This window comes from Aliikangiella sp. G2MR2-5 (assembly GCF_015687155.1).
In the GTDB taxonomy this organism is placed as follows: Bacteria; Pseudomonadota; Gammaproteobacteria; order Enterobacterales; family Kangiellaceae; genus Aliikangiella.
In genome coordinates this window covers 118,384-141,220 of the sequence record NZ_JADPQF010000007.1, presented here as the reverse complement: position 1 = coordinate 141,220, position 22,837 = coordinate 118,384, and the positions used below count along the sequence as shown (strand labels likewise).

The following is a 22,837-nucleotide window of genomic DNA, read 5'->3' as shown; positions in this document are numbered from 1 at the left end:
CATCAACAGGAACAAGGCGTTGGCTATGCTAAAAAATCGATACAATAAAACAATTGAATTAGGAGTAATAATGTTTAGAAAAATATTAGGGGTTTTCTTATTTTTAAACGTTACCGTCGCATCTGCGAATAATGCGGAATTGCAAAAGCTACATGATGAAGATCAAGCTTCTCGTATGGCGCAAGAGCAGGACCATAAAGATGACGAACGTCGAATAAGAGTGTTAGAAATATTGGCTTCTGGTGGCGTGGTAACGCCTAAAGATAAAATCAATGCCGCGCTGGTTTTGCAGCATACGGGCTTTACCTTGTGTAATAAAGATTGGAAAAGTATTAGCGCCGAAAATTATTTGTTGGCGCATCTTCTGGTTAAGTCTGCGATTAAGCAAGGCGCAAAGGGAGCTGAATTACTGTACGCTCAAACTATCGATCGCTATCTGGCGATGACCCAGGGCACTCAAAAATATGGCACCAATGTACTCGTTGACCTGGAAACGGGAGAGCAATACTACCCGGAAATTGACAGAAGCGTATCGGATGAAGAAAGGGCCAAGTATGGCGTCGACAAACTGGAAGTCTTATTAGCCCGGCACCCGGAGCGAAAGCCAAAGATTTAGTGTCTAGAAAGCTAGCGTTCGAGTCTATTCAACATTTGTGGAAAAGATTCGAACTACTGAAGCTGACGTAACATTAATTGGATGTTCAGATAAACAATGCTAACCATTCTCTACCAAGATGAATACATAGTTGCCATCGATAAACCATCAGGTTTATTAGTCCATCGCTCGCTAATCGACAAGCGTGAGACGCGCTTCGCACTGCAAATGACTCGTGATCAAATCGGTCAGTATGTCTATCCGGTTCACCGCCTGGATAAACCGACCTCCGGCGTCTTGGTGATGGCTTTATCTCCAGAAATTGCGACGCAACTAACAGAGCAATTCACCGAAAAACAGATAACCAAAAAATACATCGCTCTGGTCAGGGGCTATACGCAGGCAGAAGGAATTATCGACTATCCGCTCAAAGAAGAGCTGGATAAAATGACTGATAGAAAGGCTCGTCAGGATAAACCGGCGCAGGAGGCTGTGACTCACTATAAAACCCTGTGGCAGGGAGATGTTCCGATACCTGTTGGTCGTTATCCCAGTGCTCGCTATTCGTTAGTCTCTCTGGCGCCACAAACCGGCCGTAAACATCAGCTTCGACGGCATATGAAGCATATTTTTCATCCAATCGTCGGTGATACTACCCATGGTGATGGAAAACACAACACCATGTTCAGAGAAAAATTTTCTTTGACTCGATTATTGTTGGTAGCCAAAACGCTGACCTTTGAGCACCCTGTCACTGGAGAATATATTGAATTATCATCGTCAATTGGAGACGAGTTTGAAAGCGTTTTAGGCGGTCTGGGATGTCCCTTGGACTGTATCCCCTGATCTGTGTTCCCTGAACTGTTTTCAAGACATTGTAACAGGAAAGATTGTTAACAGAAAAAACTTCAATAGACGAATATTTATCTCATCAACAGAATTTCAGGCGTTAAAATATTTCTTAAACAAATATTTTTTTAAATTTATAAGATGCTTCTTTTTTAACGGTTTTTTCCATTTTGAATTTTCGGTAAACTCGCGCCGCTTTTTTGCAGTTAATTTATAAGCACTCCTTTTCCAGTCTGAAAGTTTATTGATTCAAGTTTTGTGCATTTGAGTGTTGCAGGTTTGAATGCTGCAAGTTTGAATTCTGTAAACTCATTTTTTATGAGGAATTAATTATGCGAGCTATCATAGCGACTATCTTTCTATTGGTTTTCCTGTATTGGCCCATCCCGTCTCACTCGACAATGCTTCAATCTGAAGAGTCACCGAAGTTGTCAAATTTGTTGACTAGAGATGAATTTATTTCCCGGCTCTCAATGGAATCTTGTGAAAAGTCTCCGGACCGAATCTATATTGATACCAATAATTCTGACTTTGATCTGGCCCATGCCTATAGTTTTTCGTGGCTTGCGTTACAAACGCTGGATGTGATAACCGGTTCTTTTGAGGATGATCCTGATGCCGATCTGATAAAAGCTGAGGAACAATGGAATTTAAAGGATATCAAAATGATAGAAAGCAAGCCCTGGCAAGTGAAGGCGATGATTGCTGAATATCAAGATGTTGTACTGCTAACTTTTCGCCATACAGATTCCAATTTAAACTGGTTATTTAATGCTGACTACGGTTTGTGGAATTTTGAGCATAGTTTTACTCTGGGACAAAAAGTTCATCATGGGTTTGGTAGTATGCTTGGCGCAATCTGGGAGGAGACCACTTCAGAAATTCGCTCACGTACCGCCTATTCTGATAAGCCGGTTTATGTTTTTGGACATAGCCTGGGTGGAGCCATGGCTTTGCTCGCCGCAGCAGGCTTATCCGTAGAAGGAGTAAGGTTGGCACAAGTCTATGTCACCGGTGTTCCCAAAGTTGCCGGGCGCGATTGGCAAATTCAAGCCGAGTCGCAACTCAATGCAGTTCCCATTTATCGGGTCACCAATAGTCAAGATTTATTTGCGCGGGTACCGGTAAGCAACTATGCTCTGGATGAATTTAGAGAGATGTTCTCTTTCGTTCCAGATTTTCTGGCCAATCTCATTGGCAATACCAGAAGTCAAATGGAGTTTGGTGTGATTGGTGAGCATGCTTTAATGACTGATAGTCATCAACTGGTCAAGAGTAGCGCTATGGATAGCGAACTAAACGAACCGCTTTACTGGCTGAATCTGGCTGAGCAATTTTCGAATATCGATCAAAATGCGACTAATATTTTTGAAAATATTACGCAAAAATTTGCAATCCTTTCTGAAAATCTGAAGAGACATTTAATGCGTAAACCAGAGAACGGTTATACCTGTTCAATGATTCAGCTGTTAAAGTCTGAAAGCAAATAAAGATAATATGTGAGTCATTAGTTATTGAAAGCGAGTGATAGTAGATGTTTGATTTTTTCTTGAATCTCTAAAGCTTTTCTTCGACGATTATTGATAAGTATTTACGGGCAAAAAAATGACGCCTTTAGCAAAGGCGTCTCTTTAATTCCAATGCAAAATATTATTTCAACCCTTTGCAGTTAACATAATAGCTCACTGTTGCCGGCCAGTCAGAAAAAATACCTTTGACACCGACATCCTGCGCAAGTACATCCAAGAGCTTTAACATATCCCCATCATTATCAATAGCTGGTGAAATGGATTGATAATACCAGCCACCTGCATCAGCGAGTAAGCCAGAACGTTCCAGAGTCCAGGTAATAATTTTCAGCCCAGCCGCTTTCGCTCGGGTAGCATAGATAGATGGAACTATATTGTTGTCGCTGTCGATATCTACCAGCATCCACATCGGTGGAGCGATAATTTGGATGCCGTCAGCAGCTAGCGCTTCCATGGAAGGAGACCAGGTAGCGGGGTCGCGAAAGTTGAAAGACGGTAAGTCATAGCGATCGTCGAGATAGACTGCCTGCTTTCCAAAGCGAGGTTCGTTTGCAATCCAGTATTTAATATCATCCAAATTAAATGATTGTGCTAATACATGTCTCGGGTTAACTTTTGCCGCCTTGTATTCGTCGATCATCTGTTGTGCATACGCCGCTTGAGTATAATCTCCTTCATAGGGCATATCGACACTGGGGCTTTTAAGTTCGGGTGTCATTTTAACTCCTAATGATTTGAACAGCTCGATACTTTCTGCATGTGTAAGCAATGTGCCGGATTGGGAATAGAGATCGGTTCTCCAGTTTGGTGTAGCCTGTAGATATTCTTCAAGACTGGTGGCATTAGAGTTGACTGCGTCCATTTTTCCTTTCAGTGTTTTAAACTCATCCACAGTGATATCGCTGGTACAGCATTTGGCCTGGGCAGGAGCGATCAGATTGCCGTCTATGTCGAATGTGGCTGGAGAGAAAGGCACTGAGCATTTTTTGGCAAGAGGAGTTTCCAGAATATTAGTGGTGCTGTGTAAGTCACATTGTGAGTGACGACAAACTAGTTGGCGGTCTTTGGTAAAGGTCACATCGCACTCTATCACTCCTGCGCCCATGCGGGCTGCTGCAACATAGGATTCTTTTGTATGCTCGGGAAATTGCAACGGAGCACCGCGATGTCCAATTGAGAAGTCGGTCTTACGAAATTTTTTTTTCGAGAACACTGTTGAAGCTCGTGTTTTAGCGAGCCAGGAGCCATCTGATCTACCAGATAATAAGGTCGGGGACCTAGTTGAATTGCGTTTTTATAAGAATGTTTCGTTTGCTGCTCAGATTCCGGTTTAGCTATGACAACAGTACTGACCAAGAGCAACAAAAATGAAACAAAGCGAATTAAGTTATATCCATGCATAAAAAACACCTTCTAGTGAGTAAAGGTGTTCCATGCTAAGGGACTTGTTTGGCGAATTGGTGACACTAATATGTCGGTTGAATGACCTGGATAGAAAAATCTCATCAATAGAAATTATTTAGAACTGAACATTTAATGACCTACTCTGCCTTTAGTGGTTTTCAATACTAGTGAGATTTAACTACTAATAAAACCTGGTATTTAGGAGTTCCAATATTTAAAAGAGTTGATCGTTAGTGATCTTATTTGCTTTTGTTTTATGGTTTCGCTGGTATAAAAATAAAGAGGTTCGGTCTAGCTTGATAGTTATCAGCTGCAATAGTAAAAGAAAATATCTCAAATAAAAATTCGAGCGGGTTTATTTCTCAATTTCATTATTTAAAGTAGACGCTTTCTTTATTTAACTGATGAAAAGTGATAGCTTCCAATCAGAAGTCGTAATTTACTCAACAGGCTAATGGATATGCATTCAAAATTACGAAAATTAGCTGTAATCATTTTTACGCTGCTTTTAATTTCTTATGGAGCTTTTGCTATGGGACTATCAGATCTTGGTAAAGTCTGTCTATTTTCGAAAATGTCCGGTGTTATCCTGATGGATGGAAAACCCGCTTCGGGAGTTCGATTAGTTCGAACAGTGAACTTAAGTTCCGACAAAGTGGATGAAACTACAACGGATGAAAATGGAAATTTTGAATTCCCTGCGGTATTCGAAAGGACGATAACGAAATACTTGCCTCAGGAATTTGTTTCCAATCAAGAGATCGTTGCTACTTACAAGGGGAATGATTACAGAATCTGGTCCGCTGTCAAACGCCGTCCAGAAGAAAATGTTGAATCTAAAGGTAAGCCTCTGGTAGTTACTTGTGAGTTAAATAGTGAAGAGACTTTAATTAAAGTTAGCAATTCTCCTATTTTTAGCTTGTGCACCTGGGATGTTGAACCGGATGAAAAAAGGAGAGGGCTCTAATCATGAAGGCATTACAACCCTATCAGGCTGCGGCTTTAGCTGATGATGTATACGCTCTAACACGACTGTCCACTATCGAAGATGCTATCAAGTATTTAAAAGCAGAGCATGGTGATTATTTTGATTTTTCTCCGAATAATATGCTTAAGGGAAAAACCGGGGGCCCGGGCTTTATCAAATGTCGTACTGCATTTGGCTTTGCACTCATTGGTAAACAAAATTCAAAGTTTGCGGGTCAGGCTTTTATTATGTTCCGCGGAACTCAATATCTGGCAGACTGGTTGACTAATCTTAATATATCGGTCTCAAGAACCAGGTCTGGTCAACCGGTACATGACGGTTTTAATACTGCATTCAAAAGTATGCTCCCCCACATTAAAGCATTTGTCAGTATGGCGGTAAGTAAAAGAGTTACTCGATTTCATTGTATCGGTCATAGTCTTGGCGGAGCTCTGGCCACCATCTGTGGCGAATGGATCAAGAGCGCCCATGGGATGAAACCCTATATCTATACTTTTGGCAGTCCAAGAGTTGGCCTATACGATTTTTCCAACTATTGTACGACCAGGATAAGTGATTCAAATATATTTAGAGCTTATCATCGTACCGATGTAGTGCCCATGATACCGCCATGGCCGTATGTGCATACCCCGGTTCGTGGGCAGGATTACTATATTCCTTCTCCAGGACTGCATCCAGGTGCCGAATGGCATGATATGGGTAGATACTACAATAGTGTTGAAGACCATTCCTGGGCACAGTTGGCAGGTTTTCGTGAACAAGAAAAAACAGACAAGCTTATTGAAACCTGGTTAAAGCATGATGCACCAGTTGCCTTGACAATTACTTCAATAGAGTGGCTAAGCGATGCACTCATCTATGTCGTTAAAAAGTGTCTTTCGGGAGCCGCACAAATTATTTCCAAATCATATACCACAACCATGACTCTACTTGATCAGCTTGCATTGATACTACATAAGGGAATCAATATTGCGGAATCGATTTCTTCCTGGGTTGGTTATCTGATTGTCAAAATAATGAAAATGCTGGGTATGAAAAGGGTCATAGATACGGCAAGCATGACGCGAGAATTTATAAGATCACTGTTAGCAGCTTTGCATGGACGTGTTAACCAATATGCGAAAAAAGCATTGAGCGATGTTATGGTTAAGGGACGTGCCTTGTAAACTCAACGACATTTATTCACCAGCAGTTCTCGAAATCAAGCTTCTGGAATCCAAAAATCTTGAATTCAAATTTTTCTTGAATTCAAGATTTTTCTGAAGTCAAAGCACCTCCGCTGTAATGTCCCTGAATCAAGCGTTCATGGACATTACCTCTCATTTTAGGTGACATAATTAATCAGATATAATGGATGTTTTCTATTTGTGATACTGTCACCAGGCGTTTTATATCTGCTCAGATTTCACCCAAAAATCCAGGTTATCTCAACCGAAGCGCTATCCTTTCGGAGTTCTGTCAGGTTGGAGGATTCGATGGAAAAAGTGAAATATTAACAAAATCCATTAATGAGATTGAAATCCTCTGGTTAACCTGATTAAAATCCGATCAAACTAAAGTCTTCGGTATCTAATCAGCTTTCGAGATTTTTATTGATCTGGCCAGAAACGTCGATTAAAGTTCTTCATCCTCATAGCTATCTGACGCGAAATCAAGGGAAATCAGGTTTTGCCTGATTCACAAATATTAATTCGAATTAATAGGGAGCTCATCATTGAATGAATATTCGAAGTAAAATAACTAACACTAGTACTTTATCCTTGGCTCTTTTGGCCATAGTCGCTTGTGGTGGTGGAGGCGGAGGGGATCCAACCCCGCCAGAAAATAATAAACCAAGTGTTAGTGCTGGAACTGACCAAACCGTTGATGAGATGGTTGCAGTCATACTTGAAGGTAGTGGAACAGATAGTGATGGTTCAATAGCCAGCTACGCCTGGACTCAAACCAGTGGAACAAGTGTTACTTTGACCAATTCTAATAGTGCATCGGCTGCTTTTACTGCGCCTTCGGTCGATGCAGATGAAGTGCTGGTTTTTGAGTTAACGGTAACGGATAATGATGGAGCATCATCGACTGACTCTGTCTCTGTAACCGTCATAAACAACCTTTTACCAGCGGTAAATGCCGGTGAAGACCAGACCGTTGACGAAAATGTTCAAGTTACTCTCGAAGGTATGGCTACTGATTCAGACGGTACAATTGCTACATACTCCTGGGTGCAAACTGAAGGGCAAATTGTCAGCCTAAGTAGTTCTGATAGTGCGTCAATTAACTTTAAGGCCCCCTCGGTTCTTGCAGATGAGACATTGGTTTTTGAACTTACTGTAACCGACAATGATGGTGAATCTGCAACAGATTCTGTTTCAGTTACTGTTCGAAATATTGACGATCAGATGCTTACAATCCATTCAAATACAAAACATTGCGGAGATGAGCTCGCATTTGATGACGGTGAAATCTTACTGCACAGTAGCGATGGGTCAATTGTTCGTAGAGTGGCATTGCATAGTTCTGGTACAACACTGATTGCAGTTGATGGGGAGAGCGTTAATTTCACGCTGATTACTCGTGAAACTCAATATGACGCATCAGTCAAGACTGTTGCAAAAACTTTCTATAGCGCTGATGCAAATGGAGAGTATTTCTTTGCTAATACTGACTACGCTAATTTACCTGAAAACTGTACTTGTGAAGACGCTAACGTTAGTCTCACAACACCTTTTGGGGAGGGTGGTTTAGATTTTTCTCTAACTGCTGCGGACTATCGTTGGACTAGTACTAATTTCGATACGACAGAACAAACAGTCAAAGCATTTTGTTCTAAAGATACAGACGATATTTATGCGTTCAAATTTAAGCGCGAATCAAGTGAGCTAACCTGGGGAGTAGACTCTTACCAGGTGAATGTGGACGATACTGCTTTCATCAATCCAGAAGAAAACTTTGCTAACGCTTCGATCTCGATTAACTCTCTTCCTCTTGATTATCGTTTGACCGTTTATCTGGAAAGCCTAAGTTCCAATATATCCCACAATTTTATACCTGATGATTTAAATAATGTTCCAGTAATCAGTAACCTTACTCCGCTTGATGGTCAAGTTTTCCATGTTTCAGCATCTTTGAGTTATGATGCAGAGAATACCATTTTGAGTGATATCAGTTACTATAACTTTCGAGGGAATAGCACAGAGGACTTTACAGTATCGGTAATCGAAAATCCGGGAAATGCTTCCTTTGCTCTGGATCTCGATCAGGGAGCATATACGGTTACTCCAAATGAGTTAGGATTTAGCGCTCCTGAATCATACCTGTATTTGTCTGAAAGTGATGGTTACGCGATGATTTATGCGCCTTTGACCGAGAATGCACTAGAACTTTCATTGCCAGAGTATCCTTCAGAATATAGTCTTGATTTTAGTGATGGTCCTTCTACACGGGTGTCACGTGTGCGAAAGTATAGTGATGATCGAAATTATCGCGATGCAATCGCCAAGCGATATGGAAACGAGCTAGATTCTGTTGATCAGGTGGTTGCAGTAACCGAGCTCGATTACTAGTTAGTAATAATCGGATTACTTTATTGAGAAGGCGGGGAGACCCGCTTTTTTGTGCTTAAAATTTTTTTATTGTGTGTATATCGTTATTAATTCTAGCTAACCAAATACATTCTATATGCCGCTCTATAAAGAGATAGAAAACTTTGCTGTATCTTAGCTGTATAAGGTACAAACTTTATTAGGCGTCACTGTCAAAATTGAGATTTTCAATAACAGTGTTCAGCTCTATTTGAGCAGCGCTTAAGACGACACCATTTTCGGCTGCGCGCGCTTTATCAAGTTGAGCTTGCTGTCGGCTACGATAATTATCAATACATGTTTGAACTGCTAGCTTTATATTGTTAAAGGCCGGCTCAACCTCTTTGATGCTACGGACCCAAGTTTCAATAATACTGCTATTTTCGGGCTTAATCTTTATCGGATATTCTCCCTTTGAAACAAGATCGTTAAACTCTTTCAGCCAGATCATCGGTGCTTCATGATTTAATTTAAAGTAAAGTTCTATATAGGGTTCTTTTCGTATCTTAGGTGGGCGCGTCGGATCGACTCCGATGATTTTGAGATCAAAAATTTCTTTCACAATCGTATTCCGAGTATCTTTGTAAGGGAGACTAATTGTTTCCCTTACAAAGATAGATAGTATTATTGTCGTTTACGGATAAACTACAGAGCAACAATTTTATCTGCTTGTGGGCCTTTAGGACCATCAGTGACAACGAACTCTACATTTTGGCCTTCGGCAAGAGTTCTGAAGCCTGAGTCGACAATTGCACTAAAGTGGGCGAACACATCTGGTCCTGAAGCTTGTTCGATAAAACCAAAACCTTTCGATTCGTTGAACCATTTAACGGTTCCCTGGACAGTATTAGACATATTGATATCCTGAAAAATAAATAAAGTAAAAGCCAGTTAAGGCATATGTAGCTGTAGGATAGACTGGTAGATAAAAGCTTCAGAACGAGGAATTACAAAGTAAGACAACGAAAAGGAGGTGTTAAATAAGAGGCTTTCTTTTTGCTGATACCAGTGTATAGGTTTAATGGGATAAGTCAAATGATTTATTTTGGCCGAGTTTTAGCTAAAGTTAAACCTGACACTTGATAAGGGAGGTTTTACCTAAGGTTACGTAACAGGGGATATGGGAAATACTTTGTGGTTTATTGAGTTTTCAATATTTAGCCCAATATAGCTTTAATGACCGACTTAAACTCAAATACAAAGTCCAAGAGCAACCATTTTCTGATGGTAGTCTATTTCATCCTGTTTCTTTGGGTGATTAAATCGGCGGAGGAGCTATTTAATCTGAACTTGTGGTTTCTAGCCATCAGACCTGACGAAGTGAGTGGACTTGCCGGTATTTTTTTCGCACCATTACTTCATTCCGACTGGGGACACCTTGCGGCTAATAGCTTTCCTCTGTTTCTATTAGGAAGTATATTGTTTTATGGCTATCCGCGCTCAAAATGGAAAACCATTGGTCTAGTATGGTTTGTATCCGGTGTCGGTGTCTGGTTATTTGGCCGGCCCAGTTATCATCTGGGAGCAAGTGGCCTGGTTTCCGGATTTTTCTACTTTATATTTATTGCTGCGATTCTTAGGCGCGACAAGGTATCAATTGCCCTGATGTTTATTGCTGTACTTCTTTTCGGCAGTGTGCTGCTTGGGATTCTTCCCTGGGACCCCAAAATTTCTTTCGAATCACATTTTTTCGGCGCGGTTGGTGGCGTTATGAGTGCTTTTCTATTTCGCAATCTAGATCCAAAACCACAACGTAAAGTTTACGAATGGGAAGGAGATGAGGAAAAAGGAGAAAGTGATATTTGGAGAGAACAATCGGAATCTCAGCTTGATAATCAAATAGAACAAATGAATTACAGCGGATTAAACTACACAGAGTCTTCAACAATTGACAAAGATACAAGCAAAATAGATTCAAGCAATAAAAGTTCAGAAGTTAGTAAGGTAGAGCGACGTTAGGACGAGGTAATTTATCACCAATAGAGTCAAAATTTTAAGTAAAGTGATCCATTGAAGCATACCCATCGTATCCTTGATCAATGAACTATTTTTGTAACAAGGAATGCTGATGAATTTTATGGAATGGTACAATACTCTCGAAAAGCCCGACTGGACACCAGAACCTGCTTTTATTGGTTTAATGTGGCAGATACTTTATCCGATTATTCTTGTAACTTTTGTGTTTGTTTTTATACAGGCTTTTCGAGGTAAGCTACCCAAGATTGTTGCTCTTCCTTTTGCTATTAATCTTGTTGCCAATCTTGTTTTTACCCCCATTCAGTTTGGGCTTAGAAACCTCTCCCTTGCTGCGCTAGATATTTTTGTTGTATGGGGAACTATCATCTGGATGATTGCTGCTATCTGGAAATACTATCGTTCGATCGCTCTTGCTCAGATTCCGTATCTTGCCTGGGTCAGTGTTGCCACGGTGCTGCAGTTGATGATTTCCTGGATGAATTTCTAACTACAAAGTCGTTCTTGGTAGATGATTACCGGGATTCTAGTGTTGGTTCCTCTTTGGAATTATTTGGAAAACAAGTACCCGGAGATAACTTTTTCAGGCGAACGAATATGATGTTTTCTCCTGCTATCATCAATTGTTGCGTGCTCTTCGGTTTGCTGGATAGCTTATCAATAAAGGCCAGATAACCTTCAGGTAGGTTTGTAGCTGAGGATTCTTCTTCCAAAGTGATTTGAGCTTCGGCTGAAAGGCTGTAGATAAAATTCAGGTCCTGTAAAAGAAAGGATTGCTGAGTTTTTGTCGTCCAGGTATCTACCTGTGCCTCGAAAATATCTGTTCTGGTCATTATGTTAAAGTCCCGAATCGGACCATTATGAAGACTGCCGATGGTTCTGGAGCCACCGTCAAATGTTGCGTAACTCAAACATTCGGATAACTTACTGACTTTTCCTTTATCAGATAGATGATTGTCATGTTGTAGATCGATACCACTGCCTTCAATCAGGATCAGATTTCGTTGATAACCGGAAAAATCGGAAAACTCACCATCTTCAATCACGCTAGCTATACTGAGACGCCAATCAAACTGAACAAGAGTTCCTCCCGGATTAATCGCCAGTTCAGTTGTTGTCCCTTTCCCGTTTTTCCAGGGAATTGATTTGAAGGATTCTGGAGACAATATTTTAATCATAGTATTTTTGTTGTTACACCTTCATTCTGTAGAACGGGATGATGTTAATTGTATCGCTTTCTAGCTGTAGCCTGAAACAGAAATCTAATTTATTCTCATTGCTGATGCTCTACTTTTTGAGTAGGGGATTAGGACTTCTTGTTTTACTATCCTGGATTTCCGTGGAAGTGAGCAATTCCTGATATAGGGATTTATTTCCCATATCAGAAAGCATGGTGAAATTTGTTTAATTCGTAAAGAATTGGTTGAGTCTGAATATTGTTATTTGGAACTGCCTGATTTGTCTAGCTTGCTTGAGGTATCTGAAGTCATATCAAGTTTAACTAAATGTCCACCATTACGGGTTTTTTCCAGTATCTGAGAGTAGCTTCTCTGCTTTTCCTGCTCGCTCATTTCAGGACTGATATGAACAACATCCAGACTGAAAGGAAATCCGGATAATACTAGAGTAAGTGTGACACCTGTACAGGCAATAAGTAAAAAGCTTGCGTAGATTTTAGTGCTTCTGTTTTTCTTTAAAGGCGGGATTTCAGCTGTATTTGCAAGATGCGACTGGGTATTTTCTATTAGGCGATAACCTTTTTTGGGAATTGTTTCCAACTGAGTTGGAGTTTTAGGATTATCTCCAAGGGCTTTTCGAATTTTCTTGATACAATTATTAATAGCATCTTCACTTACGACTCGACCATTCCAGACCTTTTCTATTAAAGTTTCACGACTCACAAGATGTCCAGAATTCTCGGCGAACAATAGCAGAGCTTTGACACACAATGGCTGAAGCTGAATAGTTTCGGTTCCTCTTCGTAGTCTGTTCTCATCCTGGTAAAGCGTCCAGTCATTAATTGAAATAGTCATTGAGTGAATCCTTTGCGACATAGAATCATAGTGGCGAATAAAGCGAAGATAGCAATACTTATGCCAAAACGTATCAATATTATCTCATTCCTTTCAGGCTCTTTCCGACCAAACAGCTGTTTCCTTGAACCGGCATGGTTAGGTTATGGTCAGGTTAATTTGTGGGCAATAACTTGTCAGAGAAAACGGGTACAGAATAGTTAGAAAATGGTTAGGCTTGCTGCCTTGTGGCCTCATGTGTAGCTGGACTTAAATAGAGTCGTCGGTCTGCGAAATTAATTTCGTCGACAGATGATATACAGAACAAATGTTGGAAGCACAAACTTTTGGAGGTAATCAATGAGAAACTTAACCTGTGCTAAAAAGTTCATCGTAGGTGTAATTATGGCAAATCTGTCAATTTCCTTATTGCAAGCCGGTTCGGCTGACAGGCAGCACGGCCATGCACAATATAAATCCGATGAACGTTGTAAGTCTTTGACTGAAAAAACTTTACTAACACCCTTTACACGCTCGACTGCCGGCCATGTTTTGGTTGACGGAAAGTTTAACGGACATATCACCAGAAGTGTTGTTGATACTGGAGGTATTGGCGTGGGCGGCGTTGTTTCGGAAAAATTAATGGCAATGATTCAACCGAAGGATAGCTCTCGCAATAGAACAAATGTGCAGGGCGCGAATCATTCGAGAGCAATGAAAATTACTCAACTAAGATCCTCGGGAATCGGTGACAACTTGTCTGAAAAGTTGAACTTTGTTGTTTCACCTAAAGCCATATTAGAGGATGAAGCTGAGGCATTGATTGGTAGTGAATATCTTTGCAGCTTTATTGTTGAGTTTGACTTTAAGAAGAATCAGTTAGTACTTCACCCCAAGAAAAAGTCAATTGAAGGTTTAACAAAACTGTCTGTTAGTCAGGATAAATCCTTGGTATGGAGTACCCTGGAAAACAAGTCGAGAGTTCCCGGTGCAATCGTAATGGATATGACAATCAATAACTTACCGGTTACCGGAATACTGGATACAGGGGCAAAGCATTCGATCATGAATTGGAAAGCTGCAAGCTTGATAGGTGTCGAGAAGGGGGATCCCAGAATAAAAGTCGAAGAAAACCAGTCTTCAGGTATTCATGGGGATGTACAAAAAGAAAGTTATCGACTCAAGATCGACCAGCTTGGAATCGGTGAGCAAAAAGCAGCAGTAACCGATATTGATTTGAGGGTAGCCGATATGGGGTCTTTTTCACCTCTCATCGGCGAGGGCGCAGCGATAAACTTAGGGGTAGACTTCTTTGAAGGACGACGTTTGATTATCGACTATGCAAATCGCAAGGTTGCTATATCTAACTAGCGACTTTTTCTACCGATCAGAGGAGTAATCTGAACAGTAGATTGACTACCTTTTAGGCGATTCTTTTTCAAAGGACAAGGAAGTTCTTTGAAATTCTTTGTCCTTCCAGCTAAACAAAATGTAACATGTCCAGATTGCCTGGTGTGTTGGTGGTGTACTACACTGTTCCAGTCTGGATTGCTGAAAAAATTCTTGTATCGGCGAGATTTCTAAATCTCTGTTTGATAATCAGCTTACCTGATATGCTGCTCGTTCATATATTTTAAGGACACACCTGAAGGTTAAGAATATGAAAAACTCAGAGTCTCGCTTTATTCATTTACTAAAACATTTTGGCAAAGACTTGTTATTGCTGGTTTTAGGCGTTTATCTGGCTCTTTGGATGGAAGAGAAAGTTCAGGATTGGGAAAACGATCAGAGGCAAAGGGATTATTTATATCGTTTAAGTGAAGATTTAGACTCTGATATCTGGCAGATGGAAAATCTGTTAGATAAATTGACTAAAAAAGTAGAAAGTATTGAGAGTGGATTAGCCATCTTACAAGGAGGGGATATCGATATTTCTACACAAGAAGGGGCCGAATTTGTATTAGGTATAGGAAGAATAGTTAATGAATACTTCTTTTTCGAGCCGCAGGAATTTACTTATCTTTCTATGCGGGAAAGTGGTGATTTTAAATTAATTAAAGAAGATTCGGTCAAATCTAAATTGATCAGGCACTATAGCCACTATAGCATTCTGAAGTTACTGCAGAAAAACTATATGCAAGGACTCGATTCAGAGTTTATTCCGCTTTGGGTGAGAAATGTCGACATGATTAAGCAAGAGATCATTAATAAAGAGCTTGCCAATGATGTGCTTTTCAAGAATATGGTTGCTTTCGCTTACAATGAAACTTCGAACAGAAAACAGTTTATTAGCAAAGTTCTCAAACAGACCAGATTATTGAAATCGGAGCTATTATTGCAGTCTAAAATGGAAAATGATTTAGTAGCGAGTATTAATCAGTCGTAAACTTGGCCAAAACTGGTTAAAAGGACAAATGTCTAAATTAATTGATTTGTGCGCAGTATGACTAGCTGGTTAACGACTTTATCGCTCGTTCCATTCCTTCCAAAGTTAATGGAAACATTTCTCCATCAACTAACTGGGAGGTCATTTCTATACTACGAGTGTAATGCCAATAATGTTCTTCGACAGGATTAAGCCATACGACTTTGGCGAAAGTTGATTTGAGTCTTTGCATCCATACATAACCTGCTTCTTCATTATAATGTTCAACACTTCCTCCTGGATGAGATATTTCGTAGGGAGCCATTGAAGCATCGCCGACAAAAATTACTTTGTAGTCGCTGCCGTAAGTTCGAAGGACTTCTTCCAGAGATATATTCTCAGAGTAGCGCCTGCTGTTGTCCTGCCACACATTTTCATAAATAAAGTTGTGAAAATAGAAATACTCGAGATGCTTGAATTCGGTTCGACAAGCAGAAAACAATTCTTCACAGATCCTGATATAAGGATCCATCGAGCCACCCACATCAAGGAAAAGTAGTACTTTTACTGCATTGTGCCTTTCAGGAACCATTTTAATATCTAGCATACCTGCATTCTTTGCGGTGCTGCTAATCGTATCATCAAGATCCAGTTCTTCATTAGCACCACTACGTGCAAATTTGCGTAACTTTCTTAAAGCAATTTTAAGGTTGCGCGTACCTAGTTCGACACTATCATCAAGATCTCTGAATTGACGCTTTTCCCAAACTTTTACTGCTGACTTATTTCGACTTTCTCCGCCGACTCTAATCCCTTCCGGGTGATAACCGCTGTGACCAAAAGGGGAGGTGCCTCCGGTGCCAATCCACTTGTTTCCTCCCGCATGACGAGATTGCTGGTCCTTTAGTCTCTGTTTGAATGTTTCCAGCAGTTTTTCCAGTCCACCTAATGATTTAATTTCAGCTTTTTCCTCTTCCGATAAATGTTTCATAAACTCTCGGCGTAACCAGTCTTCCGGAATCAAGGCCTCGAGAATGTCATCAATACTTTCTAGTTCGTTGAAATAATAGGCAAAGGCTTTATCGAAACGATCATAGTATTTTTCATCTTTAATCAAACAGATTCTCGCTAACAGGTAAAACTCATCCATATTGCAAAAAGCCAGTCGTTTCTGCATCGCTTCTAGCAGATGCAACAGCTCTTTAATGGATACTGCTAGTCCTGTTTTTCTTAGCGTGTAAAAGAAGTCGATTAACATAATGAGTAATTACAATTTATGACTCTCGACGCAACATAAATGCCAGCTTTTCCAGCAAATGGACATCTTGCTCGTTCTTAACAAGTGCGCCATATAAAGGAGGGATTGCTTTGCTGGGATCTCTGTCCTTGAGTGCATTTTGTGAGATATCATCGGCGACCAATAGTTTTAACCAGTCAATAAGTTCTGACGTTGAGGGTTTTTTCTTAAGACCACGAACCTCTCTAACCTGGAAGAAAATTTCCATTGCCTCTTGCAGTAGCGACTGTTTTAAATCAGGAAAGTGGACCTTGACTATCTGTTCCATTGTGGATTTATCAGGAAAGTTAATGTAGTGAAAAAAACAGCGACGCAAAAATGCATCCGGCAGTTCTTTTTCATTATTACTGGTAATGATAATTATCGGACGATGAATCGCTCTTACCGTTTCTCCGGTTTCGTAAACGAAAAACTCCATTTTATCCAGCTCTTGCAAAAGATCATTTGGAAACTCAATATCCGCTTTATCGATTTCATCGATCAGAAGAACGGCTTGTTGTTCAGAGGCAAAAGCTTCCCAGAGTTTGCCTCGCTTTATATAGTTCTTGATATCATGAACTTTATCATCGCCGAGCTGAGAGTCGCGTAACCGAGATACGGCATCATATTCATAAAGTCCCTGATGAGCCTTGGTGGTGGATTTGATATGCCATTGAACGAGTGGCATTTTCAAGGCTGCGGCGACTTCTTCGGCTAGCATTGTCTTTCCTGTACCCGGCTCACCTTTGATAAGTAATGGGCGCTCCAGAGTTTTAGCCGCATTCACTGCCATTTGCAGTTCTTCGGTTGCAATATAATTCTCAGTACCAGTAAAGCTCATAGACTCCTCGAATTAGGCTTGTCTGTAAACGGAATATTCTAACATACTTGAATCTTGGGGAGGAAAGAGGAATGGGTCATTGTGATGCGAGTCTTTTGTACCCATAGATTGAAGTCGGGACGAGTGCTTGCTTTAGTTGATGCGAGTATTTGCAAACAATTGGACCCGATTATCTAAAGACGGAAAATCTGCGCTACGTATATTCGCTGGAGTCCGAACTGATACGCCCAGCCAAAGAGTAATTCACAAACTTACCATTTTTGTAATAAAACTGAGCATTTATCATTGCACAAAATCTCACCAATTAATAATTAATAAAGAATACAAAATACTTGTTAAATATTAACAAAACAAAATTTTAGAATGGGAGTATGCTGGATTGGTTCCAGGTAGTTGGAGGGAATAACAAAGCAAGTTGAGAATAAATTATTGATTAAAACATAAATAAACAGGTGATTACTATGTGCAATGGAATCCGGTTTTTTAGAGGCAGGTTATACTCCATCATAACCTCGATACTTATATTTACAGGCACTCAGCTCTCTTATGCCGCTGACACTTTATCTTTCGAGTCTAAGGATATCCACATTCCTTCATTGATATACAGCCATGAAGAAATGATAAACTTTGACCTCCAGTTTTACCTGGAAACCAAAGCGCCTCATTTGTTACCTTACAAAGAAATGATTTCGCACTACGCTGGATATTCATCAATCAGTCCGAAAGTATTACTTACCCTGATGGAGCAACAAACTGGAATTGTTTTAGCTTCTTCAATATCTAAAGAAATGTTGCTGACTCCTTTTGGCAAATTATCATCAGAACACGGATTTCAGGCACAGTTAGCGGATATCAGCGGGCGTTTAGCCAGTTTTTATTATCAATCCGATGAGCTTGGGCGAGCTAGTTTGAATGAGTCTGCAACTTCTCGCCGCAAGATGTTGAATATTTTAAGCCGCATTTACAATATTGATACGAGTCAAAGTGAAGGCGATATACTTCAAGAAAGAAGTCTCCCAACTGTAAAGTTAAAAAAATTTAGTCAGCTTTATCAAAGCCTGTTTACAACCGAAGTTAATGAGACGAGCAAGACAAGCAAATCAACTTCATCATCGCTAACAGAAAGTAGCATTGCCAGTATTGACATCAACAACTATTTTCAAATGCCATTTCCGGTAGGAGAAAGCTGGACCTTCGGTGGCGCACACACCAATACCGGTAGTGGCAGCTATCCATTATCTTCCCTTGATTTAAATAATGGTGGTTATTGGGGAGCAGATTTAAGTCATATATTTATCGCCGCGGCGGCGCCGGGGCGGGTCATCATTCACTCATCCTGCTTTATGGAAGTTATTCATGACGACGGATGGTCAACGACTTACTATCATCTTTCTCGAATTCGTGTGGCACATAATTCCAATGTGACCCGAGGAACCAAGCTTGCAAATTATGCAAGTACTCGTAGGCAGGCGCTATGTAATGGTGGGCAATCTTCGGGGCCTCACGTTCATTTTTCATTGAAAAAAAATGGTCAGTTTTATCACTTAAATGGTATTAAATTTTCTGAGTATCAGGTTCACACCGGCAGGAATAGTTACGATGATAACTGCAATTATTTCTGGTTAAATCGGAAAGGCAGTTATTATTGCGCCTGGAACTGGATTTATAACGAAGGCGTTGACGACGATTTAGAGCCTACCATCTGGCCAATGGAAAATGGTCAGGTCAGAAACAATATTAATGGTGATAAAGGAGTGACCTACTATTACAGGATTGCATTGCCCGAAGGTGCTTCGAACTTGAAAATCGAGTCTTATAATGGCAGTGGTGATGCTGACATGTATGTCAGGAGAGGAAGTTTACCAACAATCGACAACTATCAATGTCGGCCATATAAAGAGGATAGTAACGAGTCCTGTTTATTTAGCTCTCCGCAAGCAGGGGACTGGTATATTATGTTGAAAGCTTTTACATCATTTGACGGACTTTCTCTAAAGACTAGCTTTAACAGTGCCGGAGGTGGTTACTCTCAATATAATCTTTCAGCAAGTAAAGGTCAGTGGCTAAAATACTGGATAAATGTTCCCGAAGGTATGTCGAAGCTTGAAATTAAAATCATCGGCAATAACGGAGATGCTGATCTCTATGTGAAGAAAACCAGCTACCCCTCCACTGAAAGCTATGATTGTCGACCATATGACAAAGGCAGCAATGAAATCTGCTCTTTTACAAGTCCTGAAGGGAGACAATGGTATATTGGTATACATGCCTTCGAGGCGTTTTCAGGATTAGCAATGGAAGCCAGCTGGTCTCCATAAATCAAAAACCAGACAGGTTTAAAGCCAGATAAAACTCCCGGCCAGTCTTATCGAGGCTGGCAGGGAAAACGCTATCCATTTGATGAAAGTAATATCTGCAATGGATTTTTGAAAATGCTAGTCTACTTCATATACGCTGTCCGACTCTTCATCATAAGTGAATGCGCCAATACAGTGTGTATATTGATCATTTAATATTCCTGTCGTTTTCGTACTGTACTCGTAATCAAATAGCAGTATTACCCAGCTTACTTTTAATAAATTGTTTTGCCTTGCTTTATTTATTGCAGGTTTAATAAAAGATTCTGAAAAAGAACATTCGCCAACTGCTCGCTCGAAATCAATTAAGTCCTCGGTTGAACCATTCGTTTCCAAATGTTCAGGAACAAAAAAGCGTAATTGATAGTTGCTTGACCACTGGTTCCTCGCTCGTTGTCCTTTGTGGCTAAAGATTTCTTCAAAGTACTCGTCCGGGATATCAATGTAGGGAAAATTGGAAGCCCAGATAGTGACTTTATTTTTCTTGGTAAAGTCGTAGCCTTTTTCTGTTTTTAAATGAGATTTCATTTTAGGGTCGTGATTAACTCGATTGATTCTGGTATTTTTGAAATTATCTCACGCTATAGGGTTGACGACAAGAAACAGATCTTGAGAAACCATCAGCGAAAAAGTACTCCTCTCTTTTTGAGCACTGTGGATTTTTTACTGTCTTTTACCTGGAAGCTTGCATCGCTCTATTTAAAATTGCAAAAAGCTCTTTGAAGTCAACGGGTTTTGTTTGTACTTCGTCCATACCTGCATCGAAGCAAGCTTGCCTGTCTTCTTGTAGTGCGGATGCTGTCATTGCGACAATAGTAACATTGCTTTTGTTCTTATCTTTCAGTTGACGAATTTTTCTGGTCGCTGTCAGACCATCCATTATCGGCATTTGAACATCCATAAAAACTATATCAAAGTTATTTTCTTTTATTGCTTGCAGCGCTTTTTGACCATCATCGACAATGGTGAGTTGATGACCTTTTTTGCGCATAACTACACTCATTAATAAAGCGTTTGGTGCGGTATCTTCCACTATTAACACGTTAAGACTTTTAAATGGGGAGTCTGACGAATCCTCGTTGTGATCTTCTACCGGAATTTGCGATTTTTCACTAACCTCCAGAGGAAGTGTAAAATAGAAGGTTGTACCTTTCCCAAGATGGCTTTCCAACCATATCTTACCCTTCATCGCGTTGACCAATTGACGAGAAATGGTGGTACCGAGGCCAGTTCCACCAAAAGTTCGAGTAGTAGAGGTGTCTGCCTGGGTAAAGCTTTCGAAAATGTTTTCCTGTTTTTCCTGAGAAATGCCGATACCTGTGTCACTTATAGAAAATAGCACTTCTTTAGAACCCTTAACCTGTTCTACTTTTAGTTTGATACTTCCATTTTCAGTGAATTTAATCGCATTTCCCGACAGGTTAAGTATTACCTGATTGATACGTACCGGGTCACCGCGAAAATAATGGGAAAGCTGAGGCGAGTAATCAAAATGAAAGGCCAGACCTTTTTCTTCTGCCTTAAACTTAAGTAAGTGTGATGTATCTGAAAGAAGCTTAAAAAGATCAAAAGGAATAGACTCGAGTACCAACTTTCCACTTTCGTTTTTGGTGACATCAAGGATATCATCAATAATAGTGAGCAAGTGTTGAGCAGCTGAATGGGCGGTATTGATATGCTCTTTATCTTCCTGCGAAAGCTGATCATGTTCCAATACTACATTCATGAATCCGAGAATGATATTCATGGGGGTTCGTATCTCATGCGACATATTTGCTAAAAAACGCATTTTAGATTCTGCAGTTTTTTCTGCTTCTCTCTTGGCTAGTCGTAGCGACTCTTTTGTCTTTTCCAGTTGTTGGTGGGCATTGGCATTAGCAATCGCATTGACAGTATAACCTGCGATCGAACGGAGAATATCAACATGAATGTCTGTATAGGAACCAGTCTCAAAGGTTTGTACGGTTATAAAGCCGTACACCATATCATTCAGCATCATAGGAACATATATTAATGCCAATGGGACACCGGAATAGGCGTCATCTTTTAATACCGGTCGCTTATTTTCCCAGTTATCATACTCGTTCACATCGAAGTACTTTTTGCCTTCGATACGTATGTCATTGATGAACACGACTTTTCTATTTTCTATACACCACACGGGAAACTGGTTCTTGATTTCCATGGTTCGAGTGTAGGGCTTGTAACGCTGGCCTCTTTCCATCGCCAGATCGATTCGAATGAGCTGTTCTTTTTCATCATAGATACCGATTCCAAATACGGTAGCATCCATCAACTTGTTCACATGTTGGTAAACTGTCCAGAGAACGGTTTCCAGATCAAGTGTTGAATTAATTTCTCGGCCAATTTCACTAATGATGCGTACATTTTGATTGGAAAGAATTGCCGAGGATTTCTGTGTTTCAATTTCCTGTTGTATTTTTGAGAGCTTGACTGCAGATGCCGTGATATTGGCGAAAGAACACATGACTTCTTCTGTCAAAGAGTCAAAGGCTTGCTGTTGATTACTTTGCACTGATATTACGCCGATGACTTGGTCGTCCGCCAGAAGAGGCCAGAATAGATAGGAGTTGATTCTTGTATTCAGTCGAAACGGATCTTTTGAAGATACTCTTGGATGGTGAATTGGTACTTTCTCAAGGATGCACTTGATAGCCGGATTGGCCTTTTCACTCATGTGGGTTGAAAAGTGAGTTTGCTCCCTGTTATCCAGTAAAACATAGTCGAACTCAATAGCCTGAGTCTTCTCATTAAATAACCCGAAAAGAAAAGCATTAAACGTTACCAGTTGACCAAGGTGTTGGGCCAGACATTCGGCAATGGAACGTTTTGCGGATGGCTGATTAACTTTCTCGCTGTATGCCGCGATAGTTGCTACTAGCGCCTTGTTTGAAAGTGAAGCGTTAGTATTCAATGAGTTATTGGAGTGTTTAGTCTTCAACTTCGCTATCTTCTCATTCCGATAGATAAAAGAGCTAACAATAAGTCTTTAAGTGGAGTCTGGGTTTAGAAGTTAAGTATAGACCAGTTGAATAAGTCGATCGATTTATC

At 40.3% G+C, this 22,837-nt stretch carries 20 protein-coding genes; 11 read left to right on the top strand and 9 right to left on the bottom strand.

Annotated features, from left to right (window positions below):
• The first annotated feature begins 70 nt into the window (after nt 1-70).
• The 3 genes from IYN84_RS18810 (at nt 71) to IYN84_RS18800 (ending at nt 2,934) form a co-directional block, all read left to right on the top strand.
• Nucleotides 71-616, top strand: a complete 546-nt coding sequence (locus IYN84_RS18810; RefSeq protein ID WP_196140814.1) for a hypothetical protein — start codon at nt 71-73, stop codon at nt 614-616.
• Nucleotides 617-712: 96 nt separating this feature from the next.
• The gene (gene truC / locus IYN84_RS18805) at nt 713-1,441 is read left to right on the top strand and encodes a tRNA pseudouridine(65) synthase TruC (protein WP_196140813.1); all 729 of its coding nucleotides are present in this window, start codon (nt 713-715) and stop codon (nt 1,439-1,441) included.
• Nucleotides 1,442-1,776: 335 nt separating this feature from the next.
• Nucleotides 1,777-2,934 carry a thioesterase domain-containing protein gene (locus IYN84_RS18800; protein ID WP_196140812.1) on the top strand — a complete coding sequence of 386 codons (1,158 nt, stop codon included), beginning with the start codon at nt 1,777-1,779 and terminating at the stop codon, nt 2,932-2,934.
• A 160-nt stretch (nt 2,935-3,094) separates the two neighbouring features.
• Here the strand turns inward: IYN84_RS18800 and IYN84_RS18795 are convergent, their stop codons facing one another.
• Nucleotides 3,095-4,186 (bottom strand): glycerophosphodiester phosphodiesterase family protein, encoded by a 1,092-nt coding sequence (locus IYN84_RS18795; protein WP_371734995.1) that lies wholly within the window; start codon nt 4,184-4,186, stop codon nt 3,095-3,097.
• A 723-nt stretch (nt 4,187-4,909) separates the two neighbouring features.
• Here IYN84_RS18795 and IYN84_RS18790 point away from each other — a divergent pair.
• The 3 genes from IYN84_RS18790 (at nt 4,910) to IYN84_RS18780 (ending at nt 8,922) form a co-directional block, all read left to right on the top strand.
• Nucleotides 4,910-5,344, top strand: coding sequence for a DUF6795 domain-containing protein (locus tag IYN84_RS18790; RefSeq protein ID WP_196140811.1), 435 nt, complete (start codon nt 4,910-4,912; stop codon nt 5,342-5,344).
• A 2-nt stretch (nt 5,345-5,346) separates the two neighbouring features.
• The gene (locus tag IYN84_RS18785) at nt 5,347-6,531 is read left to right on the top strand and encodes a lipase family protein (RefSeq protein ID WP_196140810.1); all 1,185 of its coding nucleotides are present in this window, start codon (nt 5,347-5,349) and stop codon (nt 6,529-6,531) included.
• Between the two features lie 552 nt (nt 6,532-7,083).
• A complete protein-coding gene (locus IYN84_RS18780; protein WP_196140809.1) occupies nt 7,084-8,922 on the top strand; it encodes a hypothetical protein in 1,839 nt (612 codons plus the stop codon).
• A gap of 178 nt (nt 8,923-9,100) precedes the next feature.
• Here IYN84_RS18780 and IYN84_RS18775 read toward each other — a convergent pair whose 3' ends face one another.
• Both IYN84_RS18775 and IYN84_RS18770 read right to left on the bottom strand, forming a co-directional pair.
• Entirely contained in the window at nt 9,101-9,502 is a 402-nt protein-coding gene (locus IYN84_RS18775; protein ID WP_196140808.1) for a hypothetical protein, read from the bottom strand.
• Nucleotides 9,503-9,585: 83 nt separating this feature from the next.
• On the bottom strand, nt 9,586-9,795 hold the full coding sequence (locus IYN84_RS18770) for a cold-shock protein (protein WP_196140807.1): 210 nt from the start codon (nt 9,793-9,795) through the stop codon (nt 9,586-9,588).
• Nucleotides 9,796-10,164: 369 nt separating this feature from the next.
• Here IYN84_RS18770 and IYN84_RS18765 point away from each other — a divergent pair, with 369 nt between their 5' ends.
• Both IYN84_RS18765 and IYN84_RS18760 read left to right on the top strand, forming a co-directional pair.
• Nucleotides 10,165-10,899 carry a rhomboid family intramembrane serine protease gene (locus IYN84_RS18765; RefSeq protein WP_196140806.1) on the top strand — a complete coding sequence of 245 codons (735 nt, stop codon included), beginning with the start codon at nt 10,165-10,167 and terminating at the stop codon, nt 10,897-10,899.
• A 109-nt stretch (nt 10,900-11,008) separates the two neighbouring features.
• Nucleotides 11,009-11,404, top strand: coding sequence for a TspO/MBR family protein (locus IYN84_RS18760; RefSeq protein ID WP_196140805.1), 396 nt, complete (start codon nt 11,009-11,011; stop codon nt 11,402-11,404).
• 25 nt (nt 11,405-11,429) lie between these two features.
• Here IYN84_RS18760 and IYN84_RS18755 read toward each other — a convergent pair whose 3' ends face one another.
• Together IYN84_RS18755 and IYN84_RS18750 are read right to left on the bottom strand one after the other, a co-directional pair.
• A complete protein-coding gene (locus IYN84_RS18755; protein ID WP_196140804.1) occupies nt 11,430-12,092 on the bottom strand; it encodes a HutD family protein in 663 nt (220 codons plus the stop codon).
• A gap of 261 nt (nt 12,093-12,353) precedes the next feature.
• The gene (locus tag IYN84_RS18750; RefSeq protein WP_196140803.1) at nt 12,354-12,947 is read right to left on the bottom strand and encodes a winged helix-turn-helix domain-containing protein; all 594 of its coding nucleotides are present in this window, start codon (nt 12,945-12,947) and stop codon (nt 12,354-12,356) included.
• Between the two features lie 339 nt (nt 12,948-13,286).
• Between IYN84_RS18750 and IYN84_RS18745 the strand changes: the two genes are divergently transcribed.
• Together IYN84_RS18745 and IYN84_RS18740 are read left to right on the top strand one after the other, a co-directional pair.
• A complete protein-coding gene (locus IYN84_RS18745) occupies nt 13,287-14,297 on the top strand; it encodes a retropepsin-like aspartic protease (protein WP_196140802.1) in 1,011 nt (336 codons plus the stop codon).
• A gap of 289 nt (nt 14,298-14,586) precedes the next feature.
• A complete protein-coding gene (locus IYN84_RS18740) occupies nt 14,587-15,312 on the top strand; it encodes a hypothetical protein (RefSeq protein WP_196140801.1) in 726 nt (241 codons plus the stop codon).
• A gap of 61 nt (nt 15,313-15,373) precedes the next feature.
• Here IYN84_RS18740 and IYN84_RS18735 read toward each other — a convergent pair whose 3' ends face one another.
• Nucleotides 15,374-16,549 carry a VWA domain-containing protein gene (locus IYN84_RS18735; protein ID WP_196140800.1) on the bottom strand — a complete coding sequence of 392 codons (1,176 nt, stop codon included), beginning with the start codon at nt 16,547-16,549 and terminating at the stop codon, nt 15,374-15,376.
• A 16-nt stretch (nt 16,550-16,565) separates the two neighbouring features.
• Nucleotides 16,566-17,408 (bottom strand): MoxR family ATPase, encoded by an 843-nt coding sequence (locus IYN84_RS18730; RefSeq protein WP_196140799.1) that lies wholly within the window; start codon nt 17,406-17,408, stop codon nt 16,566-16,568.
• Between the two features lie 461 nt (nt 17,409-17,869).
• Here IYN84_RS18730 and IYN84_RS18725 point away from each other — a divergent pair, with 461 nt between their 5' ends.
• Nucleotides 17,870-19,726 carry a pre-peptidase C-terminal domain-containing protein gene (locus tag IYN84_RS18725; protein ID WP_196140798.1) on the top strand — a complete coding sequence of 619 codons (1,857 nt, stop codon included), beginning with the start codon at nt 17,870-17,872 and terminating at the stop codon, nt 19,724-19,726.
• Nucleotides 19,727-19,843: 117 nt separating this feature from the next.
• On the opposite strand, the gene IYN84_RS18720 is transcribed toward IYN84_RS18725, so the two are convergent.
• Nucleotides 19,844-20,293: an immunity 22 family protein gene (locus tag IYN84_RS18720; RefSeq protein WP_196140797.1), complete on the bottom strand. Its 450-nt coding sequence runs from the start codon at nt 20,291-20,293 to the stop codon at nt 19,844-19,846.
• Nucleotides 20,294-20,438: 145 nt separating this feature from the next.
• On the bottom strand, nt 20,439-22,727 hold the full coding sequence (locus IYN84_RS18715; RefSeq protein WP_196140796.1) for a GAF domain-containing hybrid sensor histidine kinase/response regulator: 2,289 nt from the start codon (nt 22,725-22,727) through the stop codon (nt 20,439-20,441).
• Nucleotides 22,728-22,837: the final 110 nt, after the last annotated feature.

Excerpts from the sequence above, each read along its gene's own strand:
- IYN84_RS18770 (WP_196140807.1), bottom strand. The coding sequence starts at position 9,795 with ATGTCTAATACTGTCCAGGGAACCGTTAAATGGTTCAACGAATCGAAA.
- IYN84_RS18720 (WP_196140797.1), bottom strand. The coding sequence starts at position 20,293 with ATGAAATCTCATTTAAAAACAGAAAAAGGCTACGACTTTACCAAGAAA.
- IYN84_RS18765 (WP_196140806.1), top strand. The coding sequence starts at position 10,165 with ATGGTAGTCTATTTCATCCTGTTTCTTTGGGTGATTAAATCGGCGGAG.
- IYN84_RS18760 (WP_196140805.1), top strand. The coding sequence starts at position 11,009 with ATGAATTTTATGGAATGGTACAATACTCTCGAAAAGCCCGACTGGACA.
- IYN84_RS18780 (WP_196140809.1), top strand. The coding sequence starts at position 7,084 with ATGAATATTCGAAGTAAAATAACTAACACTAGTACTTTATCCTTGGCT.
- IYN84_RS18790 (WP_196140811.1), top strand. The coding sequence starts at position 4,910 with ATGGGACTATCAGATCTTGGTAAAGTCTGTCTATTTTCGAAAATGTCC.
- IYN84_RS18810 (WP_196140814.1), top strand. The coding sequence starts at position 71 with ATGTTTAGAAAAATATTAGGGGTTTTCTTATTTTTAAACGTTACCGTC.
- truC (WP_196140813.1), top strand. The coding sequence starts at position 713 with ATGCTAACCATTCTCTACCAAGATGAATACATAGTTGCCATCGATAAA.
- IYN84_RS18730 (WP_196140799.1), bottom strand. The coding sequence starts at position 17,408 with ATGAGCTTTACTGGTACTGAGAATTATATTGCAACCGAAGAACTGCAA.
- IYN84_RS18785 (WP_196140810.1), top strand. The coding sequence starts at position 5,347 with ATGAAGGCATTACAACCCTATCAGGCTGCGGCTTTAGCTGATGATGTA.
- IYN84_RS18725 (WP_196140798.1), top strand. The coding sequence starts at position 17,870 with ATGTGCAATGGAATCCGGTTTTTTAGAGGCAGGTTATACTCCATCATA.
- IYN84_RS18740 (WP_196140801.1), top strand. The coding sequence starts at position 14,587 with ATGAAAAACTCAGAGTCTCGCTTTATTCATTTACTAAAACATTTTGGC.
- IYN84_RS18800 (WP_196140812.1), top strand. The coding sequence starts at position 1,777 with ATGCGAGCTATCATAGCGACTATCTTTCTATTGGTTTTCCTGTATTGG.
- IYN84_RS18745 (WP_196140802.1), top strand. The coding sequence starts at position 13,287 with ATGAGAAACTTAACCTGTGCTAAAAAGTTCATCGTAGGTGTAATTATG.
- IYN84_RS18755 (WP_196140804.1), bottom strand. The coding sequence starts at position 12,092 with ATGATTAAAATATTGTCTCCAGAATCCTTCAAATCAATTCCCTGGAAA.
- IYN84_RS18735 (WP_196140800.1), bottom strand. The coding sequence starts at position 16,549 with ATGTTAATCGACTTCTTTTACACGCTAAGAAAAACAGGACTAGCAGTA.
- IYN84_RS18750 (WP_196140803.1), bottom strand. The coding sequence starts at position 12,947 with ATGACTATTTCAATTAATGACTGGACGCTTTACCAGGATGAGAACAGA.